The sequence below is a fragment of the Methylotenera sp. L2L1 genome (assembly GCF_000744605.1).
Classification (GTDB): domain Bacteria; phylum Pseudomonadota; class Gammaproteobacteria; order Burkholderiales; family Methylophilaceae; genus Methylotenera.
Map to the genome: position 1 here is coordinate 1,339,128 of NZ_JQMG01000001.1, position 26,100 is coordinate 1,365,227.

Here is a 26,100-nt window from a genome sequence, read left to right on the forward strand (position 1 = left end):
TATTCAACTAAGCGCCAGAAATTACTTTCTTTTGGGGACTGTCATTTTTAGTGTGAGTTTACTAGCTCAACCATTATGCGCAGAAGAAGCTAATCCAAGCTTGATGACAGAAAAAGCTAATCAAAGATTAAGGTTAGATGAACGACTATCGCTAGATGATTATTCGGTGACTCCTCCAGTCAAACTTAATGATGCTATTCATGAGTACAACGCTAAACGAGAAAAAGCTGCAATTAAACCACTTCAGATAGACATAGGTAAGGCATTGAATGCAGTAGATCATGCAGGAGATACTAGTCAACTTGCTTCAACCATCTCTGGACAGACGACTCAATCACTTACGATTGCAGATGTACGGACCAAAGCCCTTAAAAATAATTTAACTATTAAAGTTGCACAAATAGACCCATTGATTTCAGGCGCAGAAGTGCGTGAGGAGCAAGCAAAGTTCGACAACATTATTTTTGCCTATGCAAAATATGGGGAAATAGACTCTCCCAAAATATCAGGAGATACCGTCGAGTTTAAGTCTAATAATGCCAGTTTAGATGGTCAGCAAGTAAAGCTTAGTACTGTAGAGCAAGATAAACGAAGCCTTTCACTCGAAGCTGGGATCAGAATACCACTACGCACAGGCGGTTCTGTCACATTAAGCTCTCCGCTAGAAAATAAGTCGAGCAGGGGGCGGTTTGATAGTGATGAGTACAGAAGTGCGTTGCGCTTTTCAATGAGTCAACCGTTGCTAAGAAATGCTGGCGTTAAAGTGAATGAAGCTAGCATTCGTATTGCAGAATACTCACAGCAAGCTGTACAGCTTAAAACTAGATTGCAATCAATACGAGTGATTGCGATCGTTGATAAAGCTTATTGGGCGTTATATGAGGCATGGGGACAGTTAGATGTAAGGCGACAGCAGTTCGAGTATGCCAATCAAAATCTAAGCATGGTCAAACATCGTGTTCGAGAGGGTTTGAGTGCTGCGGTAGAGATTAATCGTGCAGAAATTGGGGTTGCCGATAGAATGGACGCCTTAATTGTAGCTGAGACCAATCTTAAATTAGCACAGCGCCAATTGCGTTTTTATATGAATGAGATGGCGGAAGACACCATTCAAACCGGTACTTTAGTTCCTGCTACACAGCCTAGTTTGCTTAAATATGATTTTAACCGAAACAAGTTGTTAGACGATGCATTGTCTGGTCGTGTTGAGCTTTTAGAGCAGGAGATTCAATTGGCCGCTGATCTCACCAAAATTGATTATCTTGAGAACCAGACCCTTCCATTATTTAGTTTGGACTATCAATATGGTGCGCTTTCAAATACCAACAGCAATTTTGGGCAGAATTACAGAAACGTCCTGAACGGTGATTTTAATGATTGGTCAATTGGTTTGAAGTTTGAAATGCCGATGACCAACGAAGCAAGAAAAGCGCAGCTAGATTACGCTGTACAACAGCGTAATCAGCGTTTAGCGACCAAATCCCTACAAATATTAACGGTAAAAAAAGAAATTTACGATGCCTTAGATTATGTTGACCAAAATTGGCAACGTATTTTAGCTGCTAGACAACAAGTGCTTATCGCAGGTCTTAATTATGAAGCAGAACTCAAACAGTTCAATGAGGGCTTGCGCACGATGACCGAAGTGTTAGAAACGCTTACTCGTCTAGGTGAGGCGCAAGCTAAGGAAGTCCGTGCCATCGCTGACTATCAAGTTGCACTTATTGATACTGCCTATGCGACTGGAACTTTGTTGGGTTACAGTAAGTTAGACTTTAATTAATAAGGTCTAGAATTAACAAGGACCAAGTGCTGAATTTGTAATTAGGTATGCAGTTCTAGTGTAAGCGCCGCAGCAATTAGGAAGTGTTGTCAGACACTCACACGCCTTACTCAGGCAAAAGAATAGTTAAGTCAAAATATAGACTTAGTCTATGACTCAATGACCTTCACTGTGAGTGGTTGTTCATCCTCTAGAATATTCAACAATCTATCTACGTTTGGATGCTTGCCAGGGCAATTCTCAGCATCTTCCGTGTGCTCTGCATATAAGCTTAAGCCTTCTACCGCAGCATCTAAAGAGATTTCACCATACATACGCGCTAAATGGCTATACACTTTGATTGAGCCTTGACTACCTGGTTTGTTTTCAATCACGCCTGCAGAGCTGCCATCTTGGTTATAAAGCTCGATACGGGTCACGTTTGAGGCGTCATCAAGAGTCTGTAGTACGTCGCTAAATTTTTGCATTGTGTTACCTTAAAAAAATAATTAGATGTGATAGGTTGTGCTGGTCATGAGTTCGGACATCTTTTTCATGCAGAATTTAACTGGCAGTGGCAATGCTGCTGCACCTTGTTGTTTTGCGTCATTAGCGTGTTTAGCTTCGTCCGTTTGCATTTGTTCAATAATTTTGCGAGATTTTTCGTCTGCAGTAGGTAGCTGGCCAAGGTGGCTTGCCAAGTGTGCACCTACCTGCTTTTCAGTCTCTTCTAAAAAGCCTAGGCTCCATTTGTCACCTAATGCCCCTGCAACTGCGCCAATCGCAAATGAGCCAGCATAGAATAGCGGGTTAAGTACGCTGGTGTGGCCGCCTAATGCTTCAATGCGTGATTCACACCATGCTAAATGCTCGGTTTCTTCACGCGCCGCTTGTTGCATGGTGATGCTGGTGGCTGCACTTTGAGCAGTCAGAGCCTGACCGCTATACAGTGCTTGTGCACAGACTTCACCGGTATGGTTGACGCGCATCAGTGCGCTGACATGTTTCTTGTCTTGCTCGTTTAGCAGAGGTTCTTCAATGCCCGCATCTGGGTGCACACGCTCGCTATGTGGTTTTGCAAACAGGGTGCGTAACCCGGTATCAAATGCACAAATTAATTTGTCTGTCGTGAGTAATCTGTTCATAAAAGTTATTCTACGCTTAATTGTCTAGGCGAAGCTAGTATTTGGTTTGCACCTGATTTAGGTATTTTAATCCTGCTCTAGGTGTTAAATCCTAGATTAGATATTTAAATATTGCTTACGTATTTCAATGTTGGTGAGCTGCGCATCATACAGGTGTCTGTGACTACGCGCATGACTGTAATAACAACCTAGCACTTATGCTTCAAACCCCATTTGTTTAGCAATGATTTCAATTGGGTGCATGACGCGTGTAGTGGCGTGCGCATTCTCTAAGCCTTTGCTAATATGCAGGCTGCAGCCGATGTTAGCGCTAGCAAGTGTCGTGACTTGGCTTGCCGTGATTGCGGTTAGCTTATCATTAAGTAATTGATTAGCCATCTCTGGTTGAGTGACTGAATAAGCACCAGCGCCACCGCAACACTGGCTGTTGCCGGGCAGTGCTTGTATATCAGCCTCTGGTATCTTTTTAAGTAAGTCGTATACGGCTTTTTGCGCTTTGAGTACATTGCGTAATGAGCATGGGTCTTGTACATAGATGCGCTCTTGGAGTGGCGCAATTTGTGCGCTAGACCAATCGCATGCGACTAAGAACGTGCTGATGTCTTGTATGCGGTGTGTGGTGAGGTAATCTTTTAGGCCCGCACCGCAACCGCTTGCTGTCGTCAGTATCGGCATGGCAGGGTCAAAACTATCAGTATTTTTTTTAATCAGCAGGCTCGCTTCAATATCATCACCAGCTTGTCTTGCAATACTGCCACAGCAGGTTTGTGCGTTAGGGATATGCACATCATAGCCAAGGGTATTTAGTACATGGATACTCGCGCTGAGTGTGCGGTTGTCAAAAGCGTTGGTCGCACATCCTAAGAACAAACTGACAGCACCTTGAGTGGCTTGGGTTGTTGGGTACAGTGACTTCCATACTATTGGCTTTTGAATGGCGGGCAATAATTTTGCCGCTGGTACCACACGCTTTAACACTGCCATTAAGTTTAGCTTGGATAATAGCCATAGTGGCCACGTGACGGCATTACTTAAATGGCGGTGACGAATAAAAGGTTTTGCTAAACTTAGCCAGATATTTTTTTTCTGAATATAACGTGCCCGGGTTGTATCGACTAGGGCGCCATAGCTGACGCTATTGGGGCATGCCGACTCGCAACTGCGGCAGCTTAAACATAAATCAATATGCTCTTTAAAGCGCTCGTTGTTGGGCAAAATACCCTGCGATACCGCACGAATGAGCTGGATACGACCACGTGGAGAGTCTGCTTCTGAGCCTGTTTTTCTATAGGTAGGGCAATGTGGCAAGCACAGTCCGCAGGCGACGCAGCGGTCAGCTTCAGTAGTTAATTCTTTTAGCGATAACATCATGGTGTGATTATAATCGTTTTCAAACTCAACATTAATTAAACAGTGTTGAGTCGTAAAAAAACCGCCTTAACAATCAAGGCGGTTTAGTTTGCATCAGTGCTATTAAATTTAGTGCTACTCAGTTTTTGGTGTTTCCGCTTTCACTACTGGGGCAGACTGAATCACAGGCAAGCCTTTAAGCAGATTCATCGCTTGAGTAAACTGGATATCATCTTTACTTGCAGGTTCGATAGGTGCACTAGGTTCTGCAAATTTCTTTTCGTTCAATTTCTCTTTTGCTGCTTCTTTTGCACTGTTAGCCGTGTCTGCTGGCTTGTTGGCTTCGCCATCTTTAGGGTTAGACAAGTGACGAGATAAGTCCGCCTCATGAATTGCACCAGATTGGTCTGTGCCATCCTCAACAATGTAATCAGGCACAATGCCTTTTGCCTGAATCGAACGACCTTTAGGCGTAAAGTAACGTGCTGTTGTTAATTTAATCGCAGCACCGTTATTCATCGGCATAATGGTTTGCACTGAGCCTTTACCAAAACTTTGCGTACCCAATACTGCAGCACGTTTGTGGTCTTGTAATGCGCCAGCAACAATTTCAGAAGCAGATGCTGAGCCGCTGTTAATCAATACCACCATCGGCACGGTTTTTAAGTCTGCTGGTAAGTCGCGAATATAATCATTAGCAGCACCGCCACGTACGTAGTTCTCTGGCACAGCAGTCAATTGCATTTTAGAATCAGGCGCACGACCTTCGGTATACACCACCAACTCACCTTTTGGTAAGAACGCTGCTGATACACCTACCGCACCATTCAGTAAACCACCCGGGTCGTTGCGCAGGTCTAGAATAAAGCCTTTGAAAGCGCCTTTGTTTTCGTCATGCATGGTTTTAATGGCTTTTGCAAGATCTTCACCAGTGCGCTCTTGGAATTGCGTGACGCGTGCGTAGGCATAACCTGGCTCGGTCAATTTGTATTTCACACTTTTACTTTTGATGATTGCGCGCGTCAATGTGAACTTGAGTGGTTTGGTCTCAGTTTTACGCACCACGGTTAACACAATTTGCGTATCTGGTTTGCCGCGCATGCGTTTAACCGCGTCATTTAAGGTCATGCCTTTTACTGGCGTTTCATCAAGTTTTACAATCAAGTCACCGCTTTTAAGGCCGGCTGCATACGCTGGTGAGTCTTCTATCGGTGAGATGACTTTCACTACGCCGTCTTCCATGCCAACTTCAATGCCTAAGCCACCAAACTCACCTTGTGTGGCAACTTGCATGTCTTTAAATGCATCAGGATCCATGTAAGTCGAGTGAGGGTCTAACCCAGTCAGCATGCCGCTGATTGCCTCAGAGATTAATTTTTTGTCTTCAACAGTCTCAACGTAATCAGTTTTGATTTTGCCAAACACTTCTGCAAAAGCACGTAGATCATCCAACGGCAATTGTGGTTTAACCATTTTCTCTGCCACTGCAGAGTAGGTTAGGCTTAGCATTAGGCCAAGTATCAAACCTGAGCCAACTAGCCCAATTTTTGTAAACCTGTGATGTTTATTATTTACTTGCATGAATGTAAGGTGTCCTAACAAAAGTAACTGTTGCTGATTTTATGCTTTAATATCTAATCTCTAAATCTATCTTAAGATAGATTTAAGCCATCTATATTTATTTAATCATATCGATAGCTATGAGTTGCAAAATAATTTTTAGTTTCAGCGTGTAATCATTATATTGCTTACTACGCATATTAAACTATATCAGTCGGGACATACAAATTGAGTAGATATATTGTTGAAATCACCTATTGCACGCAATGCCGTTGGCTATTGCGTGCCGCATGGCTGGCACAGGAGCTGTTGACTACGTTTGAGCAGGATCTCTACAGCGTAGCGCTGAAGCCTGGTACAGGCGGTGTGTTTGAGGTGACCTTGAATGACGAACTGATTTTTTCTAGAAAAGAGGCGGGAAGGTTTCCTGAAGCTAAAGAGATTAAGCAGTTGGTGCGTGATAAAGTAGACCCAGCGCGTCATTTGGGGCATAGTGATAAAACGTATGTTGATAACTAGTATCTACCGAAATCGCGTTAATTTTTTAAGCACTGTAGATAACACTCACAATATACTTTTTGACGAGAAAGGATTACAAAATGTCAGATCAACACGATAACAGTCCAATAGTGGATGCGCTCAATACGATTTTAGAGTTCGAATTAGCAGGCGTTGTAAGATATACCCATTACTCATTAATGGTGTTTGGATATAACCGTATTCCTATTGTGTCTTGGTTGCGGAGTCAGGCGACTGAGTCTTTAGATCATGCGAACAAGGCAGGTGAAATTATTACGCATTTAGGTGGGCATCCTTCATTGTCGATAGGCCCGTTACTTGAAACGCATAACCATGATATTGGCGATATCTTGCGCGAATCTTTAGCACATGAAACAGCGGCGCTTAATGCTTATAAAGCATTGCTCAAATTAGTCGATGGCGGTTCTGTGATGCTAGAAGAGTATGCGCGTGAAATGATCTATCAAGAAGAGCTTCACTTGGGTGAGGTTGATAAAATGTTACGTAAGCCTGGTGATTTAGCTAAGTTTCATGGCTAACTTTAGCGCTACGCTTAATGTAGACTGGCAACTTTAGTTGCTGGTTTGAAAGCGAAACTCAAGAGTGATCAATATTTAATGCTTTTGAGTTTCGTTTAGTTTTTGCTCTGAATCTATCCGCTGGGCACCATTGAATCGTTTATTCCAATAGCTGCTTTGCATGTCGTCTACGCGCACACCGCCACCGCTACTCGGCGAGTGAATAAACCGATTATTTCCCACATAAATACCGACATGTGAAAATGTTGATTTTAACGTATTAAAAAATACCAAATCTCCCGGCTGCAGTTCACTTTTGGAAACAGTTTTTCCTAGTTGGCTAATGGCTTTAGCGCCATGTGGCAGCGTTAAGCTCGTCGCTTGTTGGTACACATATCTGACAAAACCGCTGCAATCAAAACCAGTTTCTGGTGTACTGCCACCGTATTTATAGGCAATGCCGGTGAGGCTTAGTGCATTGACTAGCACTTCGCGTGCACGATCCGGCCAGTGCTGACTATTCTCAGCATGGCCCTTTTCTGTGGCAGCTTGGGCTAGGTCTGTCGTGTTGCTTAAAGCATTGGGCGTTGCAGCACAGGAAGTGCTGACCAGAGCAAGCGCAATGCAGAGCAAATAATGATAGTAATTAAGTTTTGACACGGACTCATTATATTGAACTTACACAAAAGTACCAAATGTGATGATCTGTCAGGTTAAAACAAACATAAGCACCCTAACTCATGTGATAATTACGGCCCTATGAGTGAATACAATATCCGCCAAGTTTTTGAAAAAGATGGCCTTTTAGCTTCGCATATTGCTGGTTATCATGAACGTACCCAGCAATTAGAAATGGCATTGGCGATTGCTGATGCCATTGAAAATAATACCCAGCTGGTTGCGGAAGCAGGGACCGGCACGGGGAAGACATTTGCCTATTTAGTGCCTGCATTATTGACCGGCGGTAAGGTCATTATTTCGACTGGCACTAAGAACTTGCAAGACCAATTGTTCAGCCGTGACCTGCCGAATGTGCGCGATGCCCTTAAAGTACCTGTGACTGTGGCTATGCTAAAGGGGCGCTCAAACTATGTCTGCCATTACCATTTAGAGCGTGCGGTGAATGAAGGGCGTTTTGCTGCGCGAGATGATGCACAGTACGTGCATCTGATTAAGACCTTTTCTGAGCATAGCAAAACTGGCGATAAAGGCGAGCTGAATACCGTGCCTGAGAATGCCACGATATGGGCCAACGTCACTTCAACCCGTGATAATTGCTTGGGTGGTGATTGTAACTTCTATAAAGAATGCTTTGTCATGGAGGCTCGCAAGCAAGCGCTGGCGGCCGATGTGGTGGTCGTGAATCATCACTTGTTTTTTGCTGACGTGATGCTGCGCGATGAAGGTGTGGCTGAGTTATTGCCTAGTGCCAATACTGTAATTTTTGATGAGGCGCATCAGTTGCCAGAGGTGGCGGGGCTGTTTTTTGGTGAGGATATTTCTACCAGCCAATTGCTAGAGCTTGCGCGAGACTGCACAGCAGCACACTTGAGCCTTGCCAAAGATTGTGTGCAGCTGGGTGAGGTGATTCCAGTATTAGAAAAAGCGTGCAAAGACTTTAGGCTGATTTTTGCCTATGAAGGCTCACGCATGCCAGTGCAGAAAGCGTTGGCGCTTAAAGACTTTCAATCTTCTTTTGAGCATATGCAGGCGCAGTTACAAGCGCTATCGGCTGTATTGGAAACCCAAGCGGCACGTGACCCATTGTTAGAAAAATGCTGGCAACGCAGTATGGCATTACACGATTTACTCAGCAGATGGCACGCAGCTGAAAACAATAATCTGGTGCGCTGGGTGGAAGTGTTTACACAGTCGGTACAGTTGCATGCGACGCCACTGAGCGTTGCCGAAGGTTTTGGTAAACAATTGAACGCACAGCCGCGGGCATGGGTATTTACTTCAGCGACATTAGCCGTGAAAAATGACTTTAGCCATTATTTAGCGCAAATGGGTTTGCAAGATGCGCATACCGCTTCGTGGCAAAGTCCGTTTAACTATCAGGAACAGGCCTTATTTTATGTGCCACCTGAAATGCCAGATCCTAACAGCCCATCTTATACAGCTTGTGTCGTTGCTGCAGCATTGCCGGTATTGCAAGCAAGTGGCGGGCGGGCGTTTGTGCTTTCTACTAGTTTGCGGGCAATGCGTGAAATACATGCCTTGCTGAAGGATGCATTTGCAGAAAATGGTATCGAGAGCCCCTTGTTATTGCAGGGTGATACTTCGCGGACTGAGTTGCTTGAGCGCTTCCGGCAATTGGGCAATGCAGTGCTGGTTGGCAGTCAGAGCTTTTGGGAAGGTGTGGATGTGCGCGGCGAGGCGTTAAGTGTTGTCATCATCGACAAGTTGCCGTTTGCACCGCCTGATGATCCAGTGTTATCGGCACGTGTAGATAAGCTCAATGCGGAAGGTAAAAACGCGTTTATGGAGTACCAGCTTCCCTATTCAGTGATTACCTTAAAACAAGGCGCAGGACGTTTGATTCGCGATGAAAACGATAGAGGCGTGCTGATGATTTGTGATCCGCGCTTGATTACCAAATCTTACGGTAAACGTATTTGGCAAAGCTTGCCGCCATTTAAACGCACACGTGTATTGAGTGATGTGCAGGCGTTTTTTTCCAATCATTAATACCTGTTGTTAATTTACTCGGCATTACTTTAACCCGTCTTTAAATTTATCTGGGTTGCAGGGATGATAGGTTAATGGGGCTTAGGTTTTTATCGTGAGTGGCTTTCACCTGACTTGCAGGCAGAGGTAAGCAGCTTGTAAAAGTGATGATTTGGGAGAAAATCCCGTACTTTTGATTTTCTAATTAGTTTAGAATGCGCGTCCTTTATATTTTTAGCGGCATTGATCCTATGGTGCTCAAAATATCACATACGTTTTAAACTTTGGGAATTCATCATGCTTCGTTTTGTATCCGTGTTTTTTGCAGTCGCACTTTCTGCGTATTCTGTGCTTGGTTTTGCTGGAGATTGCAATAAAACAGTGATGGGTGGTGGCTGTAGTGCAGAGGCTAATGCTGGTGTTGCTGCACATATGCGTAGTCAGCCTCAAAAATCTACTGTGGCAAAAGCAAAAGTGACCGAGGTGAATGTGAAAGATGCATCGGCTCCAAAAAATTTAAAAATGAGTAAAACAGCCAATCAGAAACCGCAAATTTAAATGGTGTGCTGATGAGTAAAGATATCTTCGTCTTGGTAAGCGACGATGAGCGTTACTCTGAAAATGTGTTTTAGAGTATGTACTTCAAACGCAATCAGAAAAGCTGACGATTTGTCGGCTTTTTAATTTTGTCGGTGTATTAAATTAATTACGCTATAGTTGCTTTTTTAATTGATATCTAAGTATTGTCGTCATGCATTTCATTCAGATTCCAGAAGGTGAATACGAGCTGACTGCCATTCGCGCTCAGGGGGCGGGTGGTCAAAATGTCAATAAGGTATCGAGTGCAATTCATTTACGATTTGATATTAAGGCTTCAAGCCTAAGTGACTGGTTAAAGGAGCGCTTGCTCCATATTAAGGATAGTCGTATTAATGATGATGGCGTGTTGGTGATTAAGGCGCAACAATACCGTACGCAAGAAGCGAATAAGAAAGATGCAATTCAACGCTTGCATGAGATTATCAATGCGGCGAATCAGGTGAAACCCACACGCTATGCGACGCGGCCGACTTATGGATCTAAGCAGCGCAGGTTGGAAAGTAAGTCACAACGCGGGCATTTAAAGCAATTGCGTGGCAAAATAGCGGGGGAGTAAAACTCCGCACATATTGTCCTATCGCTTTATTAAGCCTATTTATATCAATAGTGACCTAAAAGCAGCTCGGACGGCCGTGGCATGATGTGTTTTTTTAGTGAAATTTAAAATCTGACCTAAACTCTAACCAATGAATCTATTAGCTTTTGATACCTCAACCGAATATTTGTCACTTGCCGTTATGCGAGATAGCATTGTCTTTAAGTATGATGTGTTGGCTGGGCAGACCCATTCACAAATTATTTTGCCAGAGATTCAACGTTTATTGAATCAAGCAGAGCTTCAATTACAGGATTTAAATGGGTTAGCGTTTGGCGCTGGGCCAGGCTCATTTACTGGTGTTCGTATCGCGGCTGGTGTGGCACAAGGCTTGGGCTTTGGGGCTAATTTGCCTGTGGTAGGTGTTTGTACCCTGATGGCGTTGGCTGAGGCAAGCGGTGAGTCTAAAGTGATTGCTTGTTTAGATGCTCGCATGGGTGAGGTTTATCATGCGGCCTATGTAAAAAGCGCTTCGGGGTGGCAGGCTGTCATCGAGCCAGGGTTGTATAAGCCTGATGCAGTGCCAGCGGTGGTCGGTGATGATTGGGCTGGTGTCGGTAGTGGTTGGCAAACTTATGGTGAAGTGTTGGCCGATGCATATCGTGGACAGGTACAAACGACACAGCCGGCTTTGTTGCCGATAGCGAGTGCTGTTTTGGCATTAGCGCAGCCGATGCTTGCATCAGGTGAGGCGAACACTGCTGAGCATGCCATGCCAATCTATATCCGTAATCGAGTCGCTCTTAAGACTGCGGAACGAGAGCAGGGCTTACGTTTATGAGTGCCGTACTTAAACCAAACTACCAGTTCCGTGCGATGACTGAGCGCGATTTAGACGCTATTATGGAAATTGAGCCGCATATTTACTCGCACCCTTGGACGCGCGGAAACTTTGCGGACTCCCTTAAATCGGCGCATAGTGCATGGGTGATGGTGCAAGATACCAATATCATTGGGTACGCCTTGATGATGATGGTGTTAGATGAGGCACATTTGTTAAACTTAAGTATCAGTCAATCATATCAAAAACAAGGATTGGGACGGCTTTTATTGGAGCACATGATATACATTTCGCAAGAGCTCAAAGCCGCCAATATGTTTTTAGAGGTAAGAGCCAGTAATATTTCTGCCATCGCTTTATATGAGAATATTGGATTCAATGAAATGGCTGTGCGCCGAGGGTATTACCCAGCGCATCATGGACGTGAAGACGCAATTTTAATGGGATTGGCAATATGAGCTTGATGACGCGTGAGGATATGCTGAGAGAGCTCGAGTTGCTGCCTGTTTGGCAACTAAAAGGCCAGCTGCCTACCGTTCAAAATGTCTCGGTATTAAATTCTGTGAGCGAAGTTGCTACTGAACTGGCTCCGCAATTAAGCCCGCAATTAAGCCCGCAATTTGAGCCAGTTATTGAGCCAGTTATTGAGCCAGTTATTGAGCCAGTTATTGAGCCAGTTATTGAGCCAGCGTCGCTGGATAACGAGGATGTGGAAGAGGTTGCGGCAATTGTGACGCCTGCTAAGCCTTTCCGTTTATTGATCAGTGATGATGCAAGCTTAGCTTTTGTGCTGGATAGTGCGATTGAAAGTAATGATACGCAGGATGTAGAAACGCTTTTGGGCAATATACTTAAAGCGATTAATATGAGCTGTCGTATTGATATGCCAAATGCAACCTTAGATACGCTCAATGAGCATGTCGTTAAGTTAGTGATGGTCATGGGCGAGTCTGCTGCGAATAGTTTGCTTGGACAGTTGCAAACAATCGATGATTGGCGCAACAAGCAATTAGTAAGTCCAGTTTACTACCAAGGTTTACCAGTGGTGATTACTTATCATCCTGAATTCTTGTTGAAGAATACTGCTTATAAAGCAAAAGCTTGGGTAGACTTATGCACTGCTAAACGTATTCTGCAAAACTTGTAAGCACCGTAACACTTGTAAATTTAAAGATGTAGCACAATATTGATACCGAATAATTGGACAATTTCAGAGGAATCACCATGAAAAATTTAGCGTTAAGATTTTTTGCGATATTACTTGTATTAAGTTTAACTGGTTGCGGGTACAACACCTTTCAATCGCTGGATGAGGAGTCAAAAGCTGGTTGGTCTGAAGTGCTGAATCAATACCAGCGCAGAGCCGATTTAGTGCCTAATTTGGTCAATGTGGTAAAAGGCTATGCCTCACATGAAAAAGAAGTGCTGACAGAAGTAGCGGATGCGCGTTCAAAAGTGGGCAGTATGCAAGTGACGCCTGAGTTATTGAATGATCCTGAGGCTTTTGCCAAATTTCAGGCAGCACAGGGACAGCTCAGTTCTGCATTGTCACGTTTGTTAGCGGTGTCAGAAAACTACCCTAATCTGAAAGCTGATCAAGGTTTTAGAGATCTACAGGCGCAGCTGGAAGGTACAGAAAACCGCATTACTGTTGCACGTAATCGTTATATTGAAACCATTAAAAACTACAATATTGCGGTGCGTAGTTTTCCTAATAATCTAACAGCAATGATGCTAGGTTATAAAGCGAAACCATCATTTACAGTAGAAAATGAGAAAGCGATTTCTGTCGCCCCTACTGTTAATTTTGAAAGTAAATAATCACACTAACGTTAACCCTTGAGTGATTAGCGTGTCTTCATTGTTTAGAGCAAGCTTGTTTGCACTTTGCGTGATGCTATTTGCATCGTTTAATGTGCATGCCGAGCTTGTATCTATTCCCGTTTTACAGCACCGCGTTACCGATTTAACCCAAACATTAATCCCAGAACAGCAAAGTGCCCTTGAGCAAAAAATAGCGGCATTTGAGCAAGAAAAAGGCAGCCAGATTGCTGTCTTGATTGTGCCCACTACCCAGCCCGAGGTGATTGAGCAATATAGTATCCGTGTTGCTGAGGCTTGGAAGCTGGGGCGCGAGAAAGAAGATGACGGTGTGCTATTGGTCGTAGCAAAAGATGACCGCAAAATGCGGATTGAAGTCGGGTATGGTTTAGAAGGCGCGATCCCTGACTTAATTGCCAAGCGTGTGATTACGGAAGTCATGGCGCCGCATTTTAGACAGGGTGATTTTTATGGCGGTATCACTAAAGCGGTGGATGCTATCATCGGCTTAGTTGCGGGTGAGCAGTTGCCGGCACCTGCTAAGCAAAATAATCAGGGCAGTTTTACCGACTTTTTACCCTTGCTGCTGATAGGCGGATTGATATTAGGTGGTTTGTTACGCGCAATATTTGGTGATTTCTTCGGCGGTGTGTTGAATGGCGGCGCGATTGCCATGCTAGCTTGGTTTTTTGGCGTAGCTTTGTTAATTGCATTGCTGTTAGGTGTTGTCGTATTTGTACTGACATTGATAGGTCCTGCAGGGTTAGGAAATTTTGGTGGCGGTACATATAGCGGGGGACATTCCTCCGATAGCTGGAGTGGCGGTGGCGGCGGTGATTTTGGCGGCGGCGGCGCGTCAGGAGATTGGTAATGGCAGCTAAATTCATGAAGCGCTGGTATATAAAACGCTGGTGTCTAAAACGTTGGTGTCGACACCTCTGCATTTTACCTGGCGCAGTTAAAAAGCATTTTTCTCATGCTGCAATACAACGTATTGAAGCTGCTATCGCCAATAGTGAAGCGTTGCATTTAGGCGAGATTCGTTTTGCAGTTGAGGCTAAATTATCGTTGTTAGAACTGATGCGCAGGAAAACAGCTAAACAACGTGCGTTGGAGGTTTTTTCAGAATTAAAAGTTTGGGATACCGCGCAAAATAATGGGGTGTTGATCTACCTGTTGTTAGCAGACCATGATTTTGAGATTCTGGCCGATCGTGGCATACATCAGCATGTGAGAAGTGCTGGTTGGGAGCAGATTAGCCGCCAAATGGAACTTATGTTCAGGCAAGGACAATTTGAGGCTGGCGTGATTTACGGTATATCAAAGATTAGCGAACACCTTATTCAATATTACCCAGCTAAGGGTGAAAATCATAATGAGCTACCTAACGCCCCAGTTATTTTATAGATGCTTGCTGGGTATCGGTTTATTGATACCATTGAATCTGCAAGCGGCAATGACTGACATCACCCGTATTTATAAACAAACACCAACACTAGAAGCATTTGAAATCTGCACAGGCGGTGGTTGTGCCGAAATCAAACAGACATCGTTGGCTGATGATGAGTGGAAAACCATCACTGCTATATTCGAGAGTCCAACCCAGACGACAGATGCACAATTGGAACGAAAACATATTGCAGACGCGATTGGGGCGCTGGAGAAAATGGTCGGCACCAAAACTGCAACAAGTACTGATCGTGCCGGTACCTTTGATAACTCCAAGTATTCAGGGCAGCTAGATTGCAACGATGAAGCCATTAACAGCACAACTTATATGCGTTTGATGCAACAGCATGGCTTAATTAAACTTCATCAAATAGACGATATGCGTACACGCAGTTTCTTTCTGTTTGGCTGGCCGCATAGTACAGCCGTGATGCATGAACTTGCAACGGGTGAGCGTTATGCTGTCGATAGCTGGTTTTATGATAATGGCTATCCTGCCACCATTGTGCCGCTTTCATTATGGAAATCCGGCTACTTTCCACCAGACAGCCCCATCTTAAAAGGCCGATCTGACGTTAAATAATTAAAGCTTGTGGGTGCAGTGTAATAAGTATTACTGACTAACACACTGATTATCTGTAAAATTCGCATTTTTATTTAGCACCGATCTCAAACTACTATGCGCGCCTCTCAATTTTTCTTTAATACTCAAAAAGAAGCCCCTAACGAAGCCGAACTGCAAAGCCATATCTTGATGGTGCGTGCAGGCCTGATTAAACGCTTAGGTTCAGGACTATATAGCTGGATGCCTTTAGGCTTGCGTGTGTTGCGTAAGGTCGAGCGCGTGGTGCGTGAGGAAATGAACAATGCGGGTGCGTTAGAGTTATTAATGCCGGCAGTACAGCCTAAAGAGCTGTGGGAAGAAACTGGCCGTTGGGCTGTGTTTGGTCCACAAATGCTTAAAATTCAAGATAGACACGAGCGTGAGTTTTGCTTTGGTCCAACGCATGAAGAAGTGATTACGGATATTGCGCGTAAAGAAATCCGCAGTTACAAGCAATTGCCACTTAACTTTTATCAAATACAGACTAAGTTCCGTGATGAGATTCGCCCACGCTTTGGTGTGATGCGTGCGCGTGAGTTTATGATGAAAGATGCGTATTCATTCCATACGGATTTTGCCTCTTTAGAAAAAACTTATGAAACGATGTATCAGGCTTACAGCAATGTATTCACGCGTTTAGGGCTTAAATTCCGCGCGGTAAAAGCAGACACAGGCGCGATTGGTGGCGATGGCTCTCATGAGTTTCACGTGTTGGCAGACTCCGGTGAAGATGGCTTAGCCTATTGCGAGACCTCAGATTTTGCAGCGAATGTGGAATTAGCTGAGGCGGTTCCAGCAAATAATAAGCGCGCAGATGCGACAGATAGCATGCGTGAAGTAGATACACCTAAACAAACTGCCTGTGAAGATGTGGCCAAGCTATTGGAAATCAGCATTGAGCGTACGGTGAAGGCGATTGCCTTGATTGCTAAAGATGCTACGGGCAATGACAAATTTTACTTAGCCTTATTGCGTGGTGACCATCACCTAAATGAAGTAAAACTAGGCAAGCTTGCAGGTTTTGCAGACTTCAGATTTGCTACTGAAGAAGAGATTCGCGCTAACCTTAACTGCCCACCTGGCTTTATCGGCCCTGTTGGCGTTGGTGCTAATGTGACGGTGATTGCAGATAAAACAGTGTCACTGATGAGTGATTTTGTGTGTGGTGCTAACAAGCCTAAATATCACTTAGCTGGTGTGAATTTTGGCCGTGATTTGCCTGAGCCTGTTGTCGTGGCAGACATCCGTAATGTGGTGGCGGGTGATGCTAGCCCTGATGGTAAAGGCGTATTGTCTTTATGCCGAGGCATCGAGGTTGGTCATATATTCCAACTACGTACCAAATACTCAGAAGCCATGAGCGCAACCTACCTAGATGAAAATGGACAAACCCAAGTAATGGAAATGGGTTGTTACGGGATTGGTGTATCGCGTATTGTGGGTGCTGCTATTGAGCAAGGCAATGACGAGCGCGGCATCATATTCCCTAAGAGCATGGCGCCATTTGAAGTGGTGATTTGTGCAATTGGCTATGATAAGTCTGAAGCGGTTAAAGCGGCAGCGAATCAACTACATGATGATTTGCAGGCAGCAGGTGTTGATGTGTTGCTAGATGACAGAGGTGAGCGTCCAGGTGTGATGTTTGCCGAGGCTGATTTAATGGGGATTCCGCATCGTTTCGTGATTGGTGAACGTGGCCTGAACGAAGGTAACGTCGAGTATAAGGCGAGAACACAAGCTGATGCACAGGCTGTAGCGTTGGCGTCTGTGGTTGAGTTTGTGCAGAGTTTGGCTTAGTATCAAACTATTACAATTGATGCATTAGGAAATTTTCGTGCTTAAAATCTTACGAATTAGCTTGCTTGTGTTGTTAGGCGCTTTAGTGCCCAACATGAGCTTTGCTGGCTCGCAGAAAGAAGAGCCGCTTTCTAATAGCGTCAAAGCACTGATGCAGCGCAGCGTGAGTGACCGTGCAGTGCCTACGCTCACGTTTGCGACCGAAGAAGAAGGCCGCGCATGGCTGAACGAAATGTCACAGCGCCTGCAAAAGCGCATGCCAGACCAGCAGCATAGAGAAGACTTTCTGCGTACTGTGCACTATGAAGCAAGTAGGGCAGGGTTAGATCCACAAATGGTGCTTGGTTTAATTCAAGTGGAAAGTGGCTTTAAGAAGTATGCAGTTTCATCGGTAGGTGCACGCGGGTTTATGCAAGTGATGCCTTTTTGGGTGCGTAGCATTGGTGCCAATGACCATAATTTGTTTTTGCTGCGTACCAATTTACGTTATGGCTGCACAATCTTAAGGCACTATGTCGATATTGAGCGTGGTGATTTATACCGTGCACTGGGTCGTTATAACGGCAGCTTGGGTAAGCCGCAATATCCAAACTTGGTGCTTGGTGCTTGGCGCAAGCATTGGGATTACACGCCAAACAATTGGAAAGTCACCCCTAAAAACATTTAAACCGTATTTTGTTTTAACGCTATAAATTTTAATGCTATAAAAAAACCGCAACGGTTAAGAGGCGGTTTTTTTATCATCACAGTGATTGCTATTCTTTGCTATTACTATTCTTTTTGTATCTTAAATCCATAATACGTGCCAAATTCACCTTCTGGCTCATGGAACACAAACAGCATTTGGTTGGCATAGCCCAAGCCTGTGTAATGGTTATTTGCACGTAATTTCATGGTCTTAGGTAATTCAGATCTTCCAATATATTTACCTGTAATATCAAACACTAAGACTGCTTTATGGTCTACATCAAGTAAAGCAAGCTCTTCCCCCTTAATTGCAGTGTAGGCAATAAATGAGTCGCTGATGTCATCTGGTGCGGCACCTGCTTTATCGATTTCTAGGGTGATGTCACCTATTTTCTCTCTGCTTTTTGGATCCACAATCAATACTTTATTGCTACGTGCTTGTTTGGCGAAATAGCGTTTATTTTCAGCATCATAGCTAGGTATCGTCGCAGAATCGCCGAATGCAGGATTAAACTGCGAAATTTCATCTGATGAGTCTTTTAGCTCGCCAGATTCGGTTAAATGAATCGAGAAAATACCTGAGTTTGGGGCAAATCCTAAATCGCTAGAAATATTGTAGGTAATCGTCTCTAGTTGATGCGTATTGGTGTTGTAATACAGTGAACGGTTATCGTAGCCTGGGCGTGAAGAGTTAATATATTGACTGTTTTCATCATAAGCGTGAATCATTGACTTTGAATAAGGCGCTTCTGTTTCGCTTCCCATAGGGGCTAAACCGCCGTCTGCAATGTAATAACGTTTTAAGCCTGGGATATGTGCCACAGAAAATGGACGTGTCGTTGGTTTCTTCGCGAGTGGAATCTTAATGCCAACTTGTGCTTCAGGTAATATCTCCGCGTTAGCCGCTGATGCTAGCGTCAACAGGGCAATAGGGATAAGTAAGGTCAATGCGCGCATTTTGTCTCTATTTCTTAAAACGGTTAAGTGGTTGTTAGTCAAAATATTCCAAAACTTGTTCAATCATTATCGTTGTTACCTTTAAACTGATGGTGCTAATGCTAGCTTCTCAATCAGCATGGCATCACCATAACTAAAGAATCGATATTGATTATCTACAGCATGTGCATAGGCTTTTTTAATATTATCTGTCCCTGCAAATGCAGAGACTAGCATGAGTAAGGTGCTTTTAGGTAGATGGAAATTAGTAAGCAGGCGATCAACCACATTAAACCGATACCCAGGCGTAATGAAAATATCAGTGTCGCCTTCACCTGCGGCCAATGTTCCACTTCTTGCTGCACTTTCCAGTGCGCGCATTGCGGTTGTACCGATGGCCGTGACGATGCCGCCATTTGCTTTTGTAGCCTCAATTAGTGAGACGGTTTCTTGGGGCACATGGAACAGCTCGCTGTGCATTTTGTGGTCTGCTACGTCATCTACACGGACAGGTTGAAATGTGCCGGCACCCACATGCAGGGTAACATAAGCGATACTCACGCCTTTGGTTTTGAGTTGCTCTAGAATCTCTGTGCTGAAGTGTAAACCTGCGGTAGGTGCAGCCACTGCGCCTAGGTGTTTTGCATATACGGTTTGGTAGCGCTCTTCATCATGGTTTGTTGCACTGTGGGTGATATAGGGCGGCAGCGGTAATGCGCCATGCTGCTCAAGCAAATCAAACACAGAAACATCACTTAAGAAATGCAGTTCAAATAAGTCATCATGGCGAGCAGTGACTTCCACATCAAATGCTTCGCTGAGGGTGATGCGGCTTCCAACTTTAGGCGCTCGTGATGCGCGCACATGGGCATAAGCGGTATTTTGGTTAATGACTCGTTCAATCAGTACTTCAACACTGCCACCAGAGTGCTTATTTCCAAATAAGCGTGCCTTGATAACGCGGGTATCGTTAAAAATAAGTAAATCCCCAGCTTTGAAGAAATCGGGGAAGTCTAGAAACTGTTTATCCGTTAATTCACTGCTCGCGCTATTCAGGTATAGCATGCGGCTGGCTGTGCGTTCAGTGGAAGGATGTTGTGCAATTAATGAAGAAGGTAGATAAAAATCGAAATCTTGGGTTTTCATATGGCTCATAGCTTGCTATAATAGCGAAATCGCAATTATACAGTAATGTATAATTCCAAAAGAGCCCAGGTGGCGGAATTGGTAGACGCACGGGACTCAAAATCCCGCGCCGCGAGGCGTGCCGGTTCGATTCCGGCCCTGGGCACCAAAATAATAAAAAAGGCTTCTCTTTGAGAAGCCTTTTTTATTTTCAACCGTACTTTCTCAAAAAATATCTCCGATTATCACTAGTTTGAAATAGGCGACTAGATGTTTGTATTTCAGTGCTTGGGGAGTGAATGCTGGGATGAGTACTTTTTTAACCTGAATTTATGATGATAAACTGGGTCAACACACATGTTGAGCAGTTTTCGCAGTTGTGTGATCATAGAATTCTGCATGTAGATGACTTACTCGGAATATATGGGGGAATGATGGCTAGGTTAATGACAGGACGAAAACTTATTCTTTGTGGTTTGCTATTGTTGATAGCTATTGTTGGTGTAGTAAGCTATATGCCTTTGTTGGCAGAGCAAGCAAAGACAATTACTGTTAAAAATGTCTCACTTAAGCCTATTGCCACAGGTTTAGCTTCTCCTTGGAGTATTGCTTTTTTACCCGATGGAAAAATACTGGTGACAGAGAAACCAGGACGTTTACGTGTGATTGAACATGGAAAGTTATTGGCAGCTCCTGTTGCTGGTGTTCCGATGGTGGAAGCGTTAGGTCAAGGCGGCCTACTTGATGTGGTCCTGCATCCTAATTATCGTGAAAATGGTTGGCTATACCTGACTTATACCGCTAAGGATAATCAAGGTGTTGGGGTCGAGGTCATGCGGGCAAAGCTACAAAATAATCAGTTGCAGCAGCAAGCAGTGATCTTTACACAAAAGCCAAAATTACAGAAAGATCATCATTTTGGCTCACGTATCGTATTTGACCAACAAGGTTATTTATATGTCACATTAGGTGACCGCGGTGAGCAAGAGCGTGCGCAAGTGGTCAGCCATCATATTGGTAAGGTGATTAGGCTGCATGATGATGGTCGTGTTCCAAAAGATAACCCTGTCATCAGTCCATCTGAACATGCAACAGAAGCGTACACATTCGGACATCGTAATGTGCAGGGCGCAGTGGTGAATCCATGGACAGGAAAAATATGGACGCATGAGCATGGCCCGCAAGGTGGTGATGAAATTAATATTCTGCAAGCGGGTGTTAATTATGGCTGGCCTGTCATTACTTATGGCGTGAATTACTTTATCGGCACCAAAATAGGTGAGGGTACGCATAAAGCTGGTATGGTGCAGCCTGTTTATAAATGGGTACCATCAATCGCACCTTCAGGAATGGCATTTTATACAGGCGATGCTTATCCTGATTGGAAGGGACAGCTTTTTGTTGGGTCACTTAAGTTTCAGACGCTGGTTAAGCTAAAGCTTGAGGGCGATAAAGTCGTCAGTGAAGAGCGCCTATTCAAGAATGTTGGCAGGGTAAGGGATGTGCGGCAAGGCCCAGATAATTTGCTATATATGGTTGCCGATGACAAAGTGTTTCAGCTTAAACCTATTCACTAACTTAACCATCTATTTATGCTTCACCATCTATTCATGATTTTACTTAGCTGCTGTTCATGAACAACAATAGGGTTGATAATCTGTACAAGCGCATAATTCATTCACACGAACAAGACAGCCGTCAGTTCTTACAAGATTAAACTTTGGAGAAATATTATGTGGACAACACCAGCAGCGACAGAAATGCGTTTTGGCTTTGAAGTAACAATGTACGTAATGAACAAATAATCATTGTTCATGCTTTACAATAGGGAGCTTAGGCTCCCTTTGTCATTTGTATGACATAAAGCTTGCTGATAGTTACCCACTATTAAAGCATTCGCTGAAGTTACCCACTTCAATTGTAATAAACAAGAAACCAAAAGTTTCTTTAGGAGATTTAAATGAGCACCTATCATCACCATGATGACGCACGCGATATTCCCGTGCTTGAATCAAACAAACTCATCCGCTTTATTTTCACCGCAGTATTTGTTGCTGCCGTATTTATCGTCCCGCCAGTAGTCACCATACAGTTCTTTATGGTCTAGCGTTTAAAATTCAGCATGTTAGGCATAGGCAAATAACATGAGTGATTGATGTATGCACTCAGCGATTGGTTGGCTGTTATAGATGCGCCCATCGGTGTTACTTGAGCGTAGCCAGAGCCTCTGCGATGACTTTCTCGTTTGACGGACGAACAACTCTGTTAACTTCTATACCATCTTTTAAAAAGATGAGTGTTGGCCATAGTTTGACCGCATAAGTGCGTCCTAAGCGTTGACCTTTGCCATCTTCAATTTTGATATGTTTAATATCAGGATAGCCAGTGATTGTATTGTTAATGATAGATTGAGCTGCCTGACAATATCCACACCATTCTGCACCGAACTCTACTATCGTCAGGCCTGAAAGCTGATCTAGGAACTCGCGATTAATTGGTGGGGTTGGGTGCATGTGTTTAATAAAGCCTCTCAAAGAATATATTGATAGATACTAGGTACTTAGATTAGCTATACCCATGCATCCCACAACTTTACCCACAGAAATTGTGGAGTAATCCCGCAGAGATAATTTCAGCGATGTGACACAGCCTGCCTGATATGCATTATTTGAAGCGTCTAAAAGAGCCTGTCACCACGCCCCACACTTCAAAGTTCATTTCCTCTGTGATGTTAATCGGAGAGTAAGTGCCTGTTGAGTTTGCAGGTAATAGGCGAATATTGCCCTCTTTAGTTCTGCTTAAGGTCTTAATCGTAAACTCACCATCAATTACCGCCAATATAATATCGCCGATAGAGGCAATTTTCGAGCGGTCAACCACAGCTTTGTCTCCTGGTAACAAACCTATATCTACCATTGAGTAGCCTTGAATTGTCACGAAGAACGTGGTGTCTTTTTTATCAATCAGAAAGTCATTAGGGTCTAGCCTTTGTTCTACATGTTCTTCAGCTGGGCTAGGTAATCCTGCAGACACTTTAGAGCTATATAATGGCAGTTCAATCGATTGCGTTGCTAAAGCGGGTAATTCAAATTCTGTTACTACATCTAAATCGGTCGTCATTTTTTTTCTTTGGTAAGCGGCTAAAAAATCTTTAATGACAGGTGCTTGGCTTGTTGGGATTCTCAGCACTGATGTTTGCTCACGAAACTTTCCCGAGCCAATCTTACGGCCAGCACCTTCGCGCTTGCCGCCTGCTTTATGGATTTTAGATAAATCGTTCATTTAATTAATGTTACGTTAATCAAAATGATTGTGCAATCAAATTAAAATGGCTACGTATTTTAATATTGCCGAGGATTCACTTAGGACTCACGTTAACGCAGTGCGCTAAGCTAGGGTGTGAATTCTCACTTTATTAAAGACAATTGAGTGCTTCTGGAATAGAGTCTGCTGAGAATTTTGAAATGCAGCATGTGCCATGATTCGATAGATGCAATTGAACCAACTTAATCACATCATCAAGCGGCATGACGTTGGCTGTTTTTAATAATGTTAACTCATGAGCCTTATGGAGTTTAAACACTTGGCCGAGGCTATCAATCAAAATATCCTGTGGTTGGAAGTACATGTCCTTAAGGTGCTGATCATCTTCAAAGTTTGATTTGTCGGCGATTAACATTAATTCATCATCTGCATGTAGTTTGATTACGACAGGAAAATTCACTAGACTTAAATTTGATTGATAATTGGATTGATTCATTAATGTCTATGATATTTAATTCATTTTAAGCCGCATACACAATAGAAAGTATAGCGCTTTGTTTTGTGTGATCAATATAATAATTTTCACTAAAGTGAATAAGTGTTGATATTATAAACGCTATAGGCTTGAGTTTTAGCACACAAAGTGCTCAGCTTAGCCACCGCTAAGTCACTATTAATTCGACTAGCAATTTGGCTAGGCATTGAATTAATCTTCAAAAATATTGCCTATTGAACATATAAAATATTACGGCAATACATAAACATGCATTAATGCGCGAGCATATGTGGCTATTTAGCAAACTTAAATGATAGGTAAATAAGTATCAACTATGGCAGTTAAACATCCTTTTTTTGAATATCTTGGTGACAATTATCCATATGCGCTTGAAGCGCGTTTTGATCGTATTTTGATCAAGATTGAGCAGTTGTGGCATACCCCACAAATTCACGATTACTTTAGTAGCCTGATTATTGACTCTCGCGGTGGACGGCAGGGATTCCCGAAGGATGTCATCGAAGATATCCTCAGGCTTAGGCAAGTGCGCCAGTCTCAATATATCCGTGAATCAGAAGGTATTGAGACAGCCATCAATGAGTTAAAGCGGCTGGGTATTGAGCGAAATGACGAGCGGTTCTTGCGTGCTGTGAGTGATGGTGAACAAGCGATAGTCGATCTTTTTGTGCGTAGCAATTTTAATATACATATTGCAGATGAAGAGAGTACGCCGGTTTTGCTGGTCGCCCTGAAAAAAGGCTATACAGTCATTGCCGGTATCTTGATTAACAAAGGTGCAGACGTTAATGCTTATGACAGAAGAGGTGTGACGCCACTTTTATTGGTGTGTGGTAAGCAGATGCATGGCTATAAAACAATCGCAGAAATGTTGATCAAGCGAGGTGCTTTTGTCAATGATCGAGATAGCCTTGGCTTCACACCATTATTGCTTTCACTTTCAGGCGGTACCTCAGAAGTGGCTGAGCTGTTAATTGAGAGGGGTGCTGATGTATTTGCTCGCGGTAAAAATGGAAAGTCTACATTGTCTTTAGCCGAGAGTTCAGGCAACACCCACATAGCAGAGTTGTTAAAAGCGAAAGGCGTCACAGAATAGTTCTGACGCGTTAACTAAATAACCATTTATGTACTAGTTTGGTATAACGTGGCATCACTACATATACCATCATGAATACTACAAAAAACGTAATACTCAATACCTTTAGCTCATGATTCAGGCTAATCGGGATAGTCGTTGTTAGCCAATCGACTAGCGCTGATGTCGTCAGTACTAATGGGAAAATAGCCGACCACGTGATTAGAAATTGCTTCCATTTTGTGGGTAGCTTGGCTTTTGCTTCTTCTGGAGTGAACCAAAAATCTAAGCCGCTACGCACAAAAAACTTGTCCTCTTCTACCAGATACGGCTGTACTTTTTTAATCAGATTTTTTCTATCATCCGACTTCATCCAAGTAATCAGATTTTTGCGTGTATCAAACCGAATAACTATCGTATAAGTGACTGTGGCACCAGCTACAGGATGTACGATGCTAACGCCTAGGTGCCCAGGATAACTTTTAGAAACTGGAATAATTTCGTTTAACCACGCTTCATAATCTAGCTTAGCATCATCTCTTACGTGGTGTGAAATGACAACGGTAGCAGTTTGTTCGGTGTCTAATGTGAAGGTCATGCTTATTTTCCTGATAAATGTTATCCCCAAGATTTAAAGTAGCGTCTCGGGGATGTTCATAATTATTTCTTGCAGTTATTTATTACCACTTTGTGCGTTAAATGAAGTAATCAGGTTACGGTAGTCCGGGATATGGTTAGATAACAATGTTGCTAGGCCTTCCACATCATTACGCCAGTCACGGTGCAACTCACAAGCCACCCCAAACCAGGTCATGAATTGCGCACCTGCCGCTGCCATGCGTTGCCATGCCGCATCACGTGTCATTTCATTAAACGTACCTGAAGCATCCGCTACCACAAACACCTCAAAACCTTCTTCAATCGCTGCCAGTGCCGGGAATGCTACGCATACCTCTGTGACCACACCGGCGATAATCAACTGCTTCTTACCTGTGGCTTTAATCGCCTTCACAAAATCTTCATTATCCCAAGCGTTGATTTGGCCTGGGCGAGCAATGAAAGGTGCATCCGGGAACATCGCTTTAAGCTCTGGCATCAATGGGCCGTTCGGGCCATTCTCAAAGCTGGTGGTTAAGATGGTTGGCAACTTAAAGTATTTAGCTGCATCTGCTAGCGCTAGCACATTGTTCTTGAAACGGTCTGGATCAATATCACGCACTAAAGATAACAGGCCTGCTTGGTGATCTACTAATAAAACTACTGCGTTATCGCGGTCTAGACGTACATATGGTTTGTTCATGGTTTTTCTCCTAAATAAATCATCTAAA

The 26,100-nt window shown here is 43.6% G+C and carries 31 protein-coding genes and 1 tRNA gene; 20 read left to right on the top strand and 12 right to left on the bottom strand.

The genetic code is table 11. The features are described 5' to 3' along the window. Positions 1–52 precede the first annotated feature (52 nt). Positions 53–1,783, top strand: a complete 1,731-nt coding sequence (locus FG24_RS06385) for a TolC family protein (RefSeq protein ID WP_235189727.1) — start codon at positions 53–55, stop codon at positions 1,781–1,783. A 149-nt stretch (positions 1,784–1,932) separates the two neighbouring features. Here the strand turns inward: FG24_RS06385 and FG24_RS06390 are convergent, their stop codons facing one another. The 4 genes from FG24_RS06390 to FG24_RS06405 all read right to left on the bottom strand — a co-directional run bounded on the left by FG24_RS06390 (position 1,933) and on the right by FG24_RS06405 (position 5,838). After that, a complete protein-coding gene (locus tag FG24_RS06390) occupies positions 1,933–2,250 on the bottom strand; it encodes a DUF2322 family protein (RefSeq protein ID WP_036302065.1) in 318 nt (105 codons plus the stop codon). A 21-nt stretch (positions 2,251–2,271) separates the two neighbouring features. After that, complete coding sequence (gene coq7, locus FG24_RS06395) at positions 2,272–2,907, bottom strand: 2-polyprenyl-3-methyl-6-methoxy-1,4-benzoquinone monooxygenase (RefSeq protein WP_036302067.1); 636 nt, start codon at positions 2,905–2,907, stop codon at positions 2,272–2,274. 195 nt (positions 2,908–3,102) lie between these two features. Further along, positions 3,103–4,278 (bottom strand): (Fe-S)-binding protein, encoded by a 1,176-nt coding sequence (locus tag FG24_RS06400; RefSeq protein ID WP_036302068.1) that lies wholly within the window; start codon positions 4,276–4,278, stop codon positions 3,103–3,105. A 114-nt stretch (positions 4,279–4,392) separates the two neighbouring features. After that, a complete protein-coding gene (locus tag FG24_RS06405) occupies positions 4,393–5,838 on the bottom strand; it encodes a S41 family peptidase (RefSeq protein ID WP_036302071.1) in 1,446 nt (481 codons plus the stop codon). Between the two features lie 207 nt (positions 5,839–6,045). Here FG24_RS06405 and FG24_RS06410 point away from each other — a divergent pair, with 207 nt between their 5' ends. Together FG24_RS06410 and FG24_RS06415 are read left to right on the top strand one after the other, a co-directional pair. Next, positions 6,046–6,336 carry a SelT/SelW/SelH family protein gene (locus FG24_RS06410; RefSeq protein ID WP_036302074.1) on the top strand — a complete coding sequence of 97 codons (291 nt, stop codon included), beginning with the start codon at positions 6,046–6,048 and terminating at the stop codon, positions 6,334–6,336. Between the two features lie 80 nt (positions 6,337–6,416). Next, positions 6,417–6,875, top strand: coding sequence for a ferritin-like domain-containing protein (locus tag FG24_RS06415; RefSeq protein ID WP_036302075.1), 459 nt, complete (start codon positions 6,417–6,419; stop codon positions 6,873–6,875). Positions 6,876–6,950: 75 nt separating this feature from the next. Here FG24_RS06415 and FG24_RS06420 read toward each other — a convergent pair whose 3' ends face one another. Beyond that, on the bottom strand, positions 6,951–7,514 hold the full coding sequence (locus FG24_RS06420; RefSeq protein ID WP_036302077.1) for a C40 family peptidase: 564 nt from the start codon (positions 7,512–7,514) through the stop codon (positions 6,951–6,953). A gap of 99 nt (positions 7,515–7,613) precedes the next feature. Between FG24_RS06420 and FG24_RS06425 the strand changes: the two genes are divergently transcribed. From FG24_RS06425 to FG24_RS06480, 12 genes are all read left to right on the top strand, one after another. Beyond that, entirely contained in the window at positions 7,614–9,545 is a 1,932-nt protein-coding gene (locus FG24_RS06425) for an ATP-dependent DNA helicase (RefSeq protein WP_036302079.1), read from the top strand. Between the two features lie 276 nt (positions 9,546–9,821). Further along, entirely contained in the window at positions 9,822–10,082 is a 261-nt protein-coding gene (locus FG24_RS06430) for a hypothetical protein (RefSeq protein WP_036302081.1), read from the top strand. A 193-nt stretch (positions 10,083–10,275) separates the two neighbouring features. Beyond that, the gene (arfB, locus tag FG24_RS06435; protein ID WP_036302083.1) at positions 10,276–10,680 is read left to right on the top strand and encodes an alternative ribosome rescue aminoacyl-tRNA hydrolase ArfB; all 405 of its coding nucleotides are present in this window, start codon (positions 10,276–10,278) and stop codon (positions 10,678–10,680) included. Positions 10,681–10,810: 130 nt separating this feature from the next. Next, positions 10,811–11,500: a tRNA (adenosine(37)-N6)-threonylcarbamoyltransferase complex dimerization subunit type 1 TsaB gene (gene tsaB / locus FG24_RS06440; RefSeq protein WP_036302085.1), complete on the top strand. Its 690-nt coding sequence runs from the start codon at positions 10,811–10,813 to the stop codon at positions 11,498–11,500. Then, positions 11,497–11,958 (top strand): ribosomal protein S18-alanine N-acetyltransferase, encoded by a 462-nt coding sequence (gene rimI / locus FG24_RS06445; RefSeq protein ID WP_036302087.1) that lies wholly within the window; start codon positions 11,497–11,499, stop codon positions 11,956–11,958. The genes tsaB and rimI overlap by 4 nt, the downstream gene beginning before the upstream one ends. After that, on the top strand, positions 11,955–12,647 hold the full coding sequence (locus FG24_RS06450) for a hypothetical protein (protein WP_036302090.1): 693 nt from the start codon (positions 11,955–11,957) through the stop codon (positions 12,645–12,647). The genes rimI and FG24_RS06450 overlap by 4 nt, the downstream gene beginning before the upstream one ends. A 77-nt stretch (positions 12,648–12,724) precedes the next feature. Continuing rightward, a complete protein-coding gene (locus tag FG24_RS06455; RefSeq protein ID WP_036302091.1) occupies positions 12,725–13,321 on the top strand; it encodes a LemA family protein in 597 nt (198 codons plus the stop codon). Between the two features lie 22 nt (positions 13,322–13,343). Next, the gene (locus FG24_RS06460; RefSeq protein ID WP_432205668.1) at positions 13,344–14,192 is read left to right on the top strand and encodes a TPM domain-containing protein; all 849 of its coding nucleotides are present in this window, start codon (positions 13,344–13,346) and stop codon (positions 14,190–14,192) included. Beyond that, positions 14,192–14,728, top strand: a complete 537-nt coding sequence (locus FG24_RS06465; RefSeq protein WP_235189728.1) for a TPM domain-containing protein — start codon at positions 14,192–14,194, stop codon at positions 14,726–14,728. The genes FG24_RS06460 and FG24_RS06465 overlap by 1 nt, the downstream gene beginning before the upstream one ends. A 49-nt stretch (positions 14,729–14,777) precedes the next feature. Next, the gene (locus FG24_RS06470) at positions 14,778–15,353 is read left to right on the top strand and encodes a hypothetical protein (RefSeq protein WP_235189729.1); all 576 of its coding nucleotides are present in this window, start codon (positions 14,778–14,780) and stop codon (positions 15,351–15,353) included. Positions 15,354–15,449: 96 nt separating this feature from the next. After that, positions 15,450–17,171: a proline--tRNA ligase gene (locus FG24_RS06475; RefSeq protein ID WP_036302093.1), complete on the top strand. Its 1,722-nt coding sequence runs from the start codon at positions 15,450–15,452 to the stop codon at positions 17,169–17,171. Positions 17,172–17,208: 37 nt separating this feature from the next. Beyond that, positions 17,209–17,838: a lytic transglycosylase domain-containing protein gene (locus FG24_RS06480; protein ID WP_036302094.1), complete on the top strand. Its 630-nt coding sequence runs from the start codon at positions 17,209–17,211 to the stop codon at positions 17,836–17,838. Between the two features lie 104 nt (positions 17,839–17,942). On the opposite strand, the gene FG24_RS06485 is transcribed toward FG24_RS06480, so the two are convergent. Together FG24_RS06485 and queA are read right to left on the bottom strand one after the other, a co-directional pair. Then, on the bottom strand, positions 17,943–18,815 hold the full coding sequence (locus tag FG24_RS06485; protein ID WP_051901452.1) for a hypothetical protein: 873 nt from the start codon (positions 18,813–18,815) through the stop codon (positions 17,943–17,945). A gap of 81 nt (positions 18,816–18,896) precedes the next feature. Further along, complete coding sequence (queA, locus tag FG24_RS06490) at positions 18,897–19,940, bottom strand: tRNA preQ1(34) S-adenosylmethionine ribosyltransferase-isomerase QueA (RefSeq protein WP_036302095.1); 1,044 nt, start codon at positions 19,938–19,940, stop codon at positions 18,897–18,899. 63 nt (positions 19,941–20,003) lie between these two features. Here queA and FG24_RS06495 point away from each other — a divergent pair. The 4 genes from FG24_RS06495 (at position 20,004) to FG24_RS12730 (ending at position 22,026) form a co-directional block, all read left to right on the top strand. After that, positions 20,004–20,088 (top strand) — tRNA-Leu (locus FG24_RS06495). Between the two features lie 163 nt (positions 20,089–20,251). After that, positions 20,252–21,496 (top strand): PQQ-dependent sugar dehydrogenase, encoded by a 1,245-nt coding sequence (locus tag FG24_RS06500; protein WP_235189730.1) that lies wholly within the window; start codon positions 20,252–20,254, stop codon positions 21,494–21,496. A gap of 156 nt (positions 21,497–21,652) precedes the next feature. Further along, positions 21,653–21,724: a pyrroloquinoline quinone precursor peptide PqqA gene (pqqA, locus tag FG24_RS12525; RefSeq protein ID WP_012777389.1), complete on the top strand. Its 72-nt coding sequence runs from the start codon at positions 21,653–21,655 to the stop codon at positions 21,722–21,724. A gap of 155 nt (positions 21,725–21,879) precedes the next feature. Further along, a complete protein-coding gene (locus tag FG24_RS12730) occupies positions 21,880–22,026 on the top strand; it encodes a hypothetical protein (protein WP_200876873.1) in 147 nt (48 codons plus the stop codon). Between the two features lie 97 nt (positions 22,027–22,123). On the opposite strand, the gene FG24_RS06505 is transcribed toward FG24_RS12730, so the two are convergent. The 3 genes from FG24_RS06505 to FG24_RS06515 form a co-directional block, all read right to left on the bottom strand. After that, on the bottom strand, positions 22,124–22,432 hold the full coding sequence (locus tag FG24_RS06505; protein WP_036302100.1) for a thioredoxin family protein: 309 nt from the start codon (positions 22,430–22,432) through the stop codon (positions 22,124–22,126). Positions 22,433–22,583: 151 nt separating this feature from the next. Next, a complete protein-coding gene (locus FG24_RS06510; RefSeq protein WP_036302103.1) occupies positions 22,584–23,201 on the bottom strand; it encodes a LexA family protein in 618 nt (205 codons plus the stop codon). A 133-nt stretch (positions 23,202–23,334) separates the two neighbouring features. Beyond that, positions 23,335–23,679: a DUF4144 family protein gene (locus FG24_RS06515; protein WP_036302105.1), complete on the bottom strand. Its 345-nt coding sequence runs from the start codon at positions 23,677–23,679 to the stop codon at positions 23,335–23,337. Positions 23,680–24,013: 334 nt separating this feature from the next. On the opposite strand from FG24_RS06515, the gene FG24_RS06520 reads away from it, so the two are divergent. Further along, positions 24,014–24,793, top strand: a complete 780-nt coding sequence (locus FG24_RS06520) for an ankyrin repeat domain-containing protein (protein WP_036302108.1) — start codon at positions 24,014–24,016, stop codon at positions 24,791–24,793. 10 nt (positions 24,794–24,803) lie between these two features. On the opposite strand, the gene FG24_RS06525 is transcribed toward FG24_RS06520, so the two are convergent. After that, positions 24,804–25,370, bottom strand: coding sequence for an antibiotic biosynthesis monooxygenase (locus FG24_RS06525; protein WP_036302110.1), 567 nt, complete (start codon positions 25,368–25,370; stop codon positions 24,804–24,806). Between the two features lie 75 nt (positions 25,371–25,445). Beyond that, positions 25,446–26,072 carry an isochorismate family cysteine hydrolase YcaC gene (gene ycaC, locus FG24_RS06530; protein WP_036302112.1) on the bottom strand — a complete coding sequence of 209 codons (627 nt, stop codon included), beginning with the start codon at positions 26,070–26,072 and terminating at the stop codon, positions 25,446–25,448. Positions 26,073–26,100: the final 28 nt, after the last annotated feature.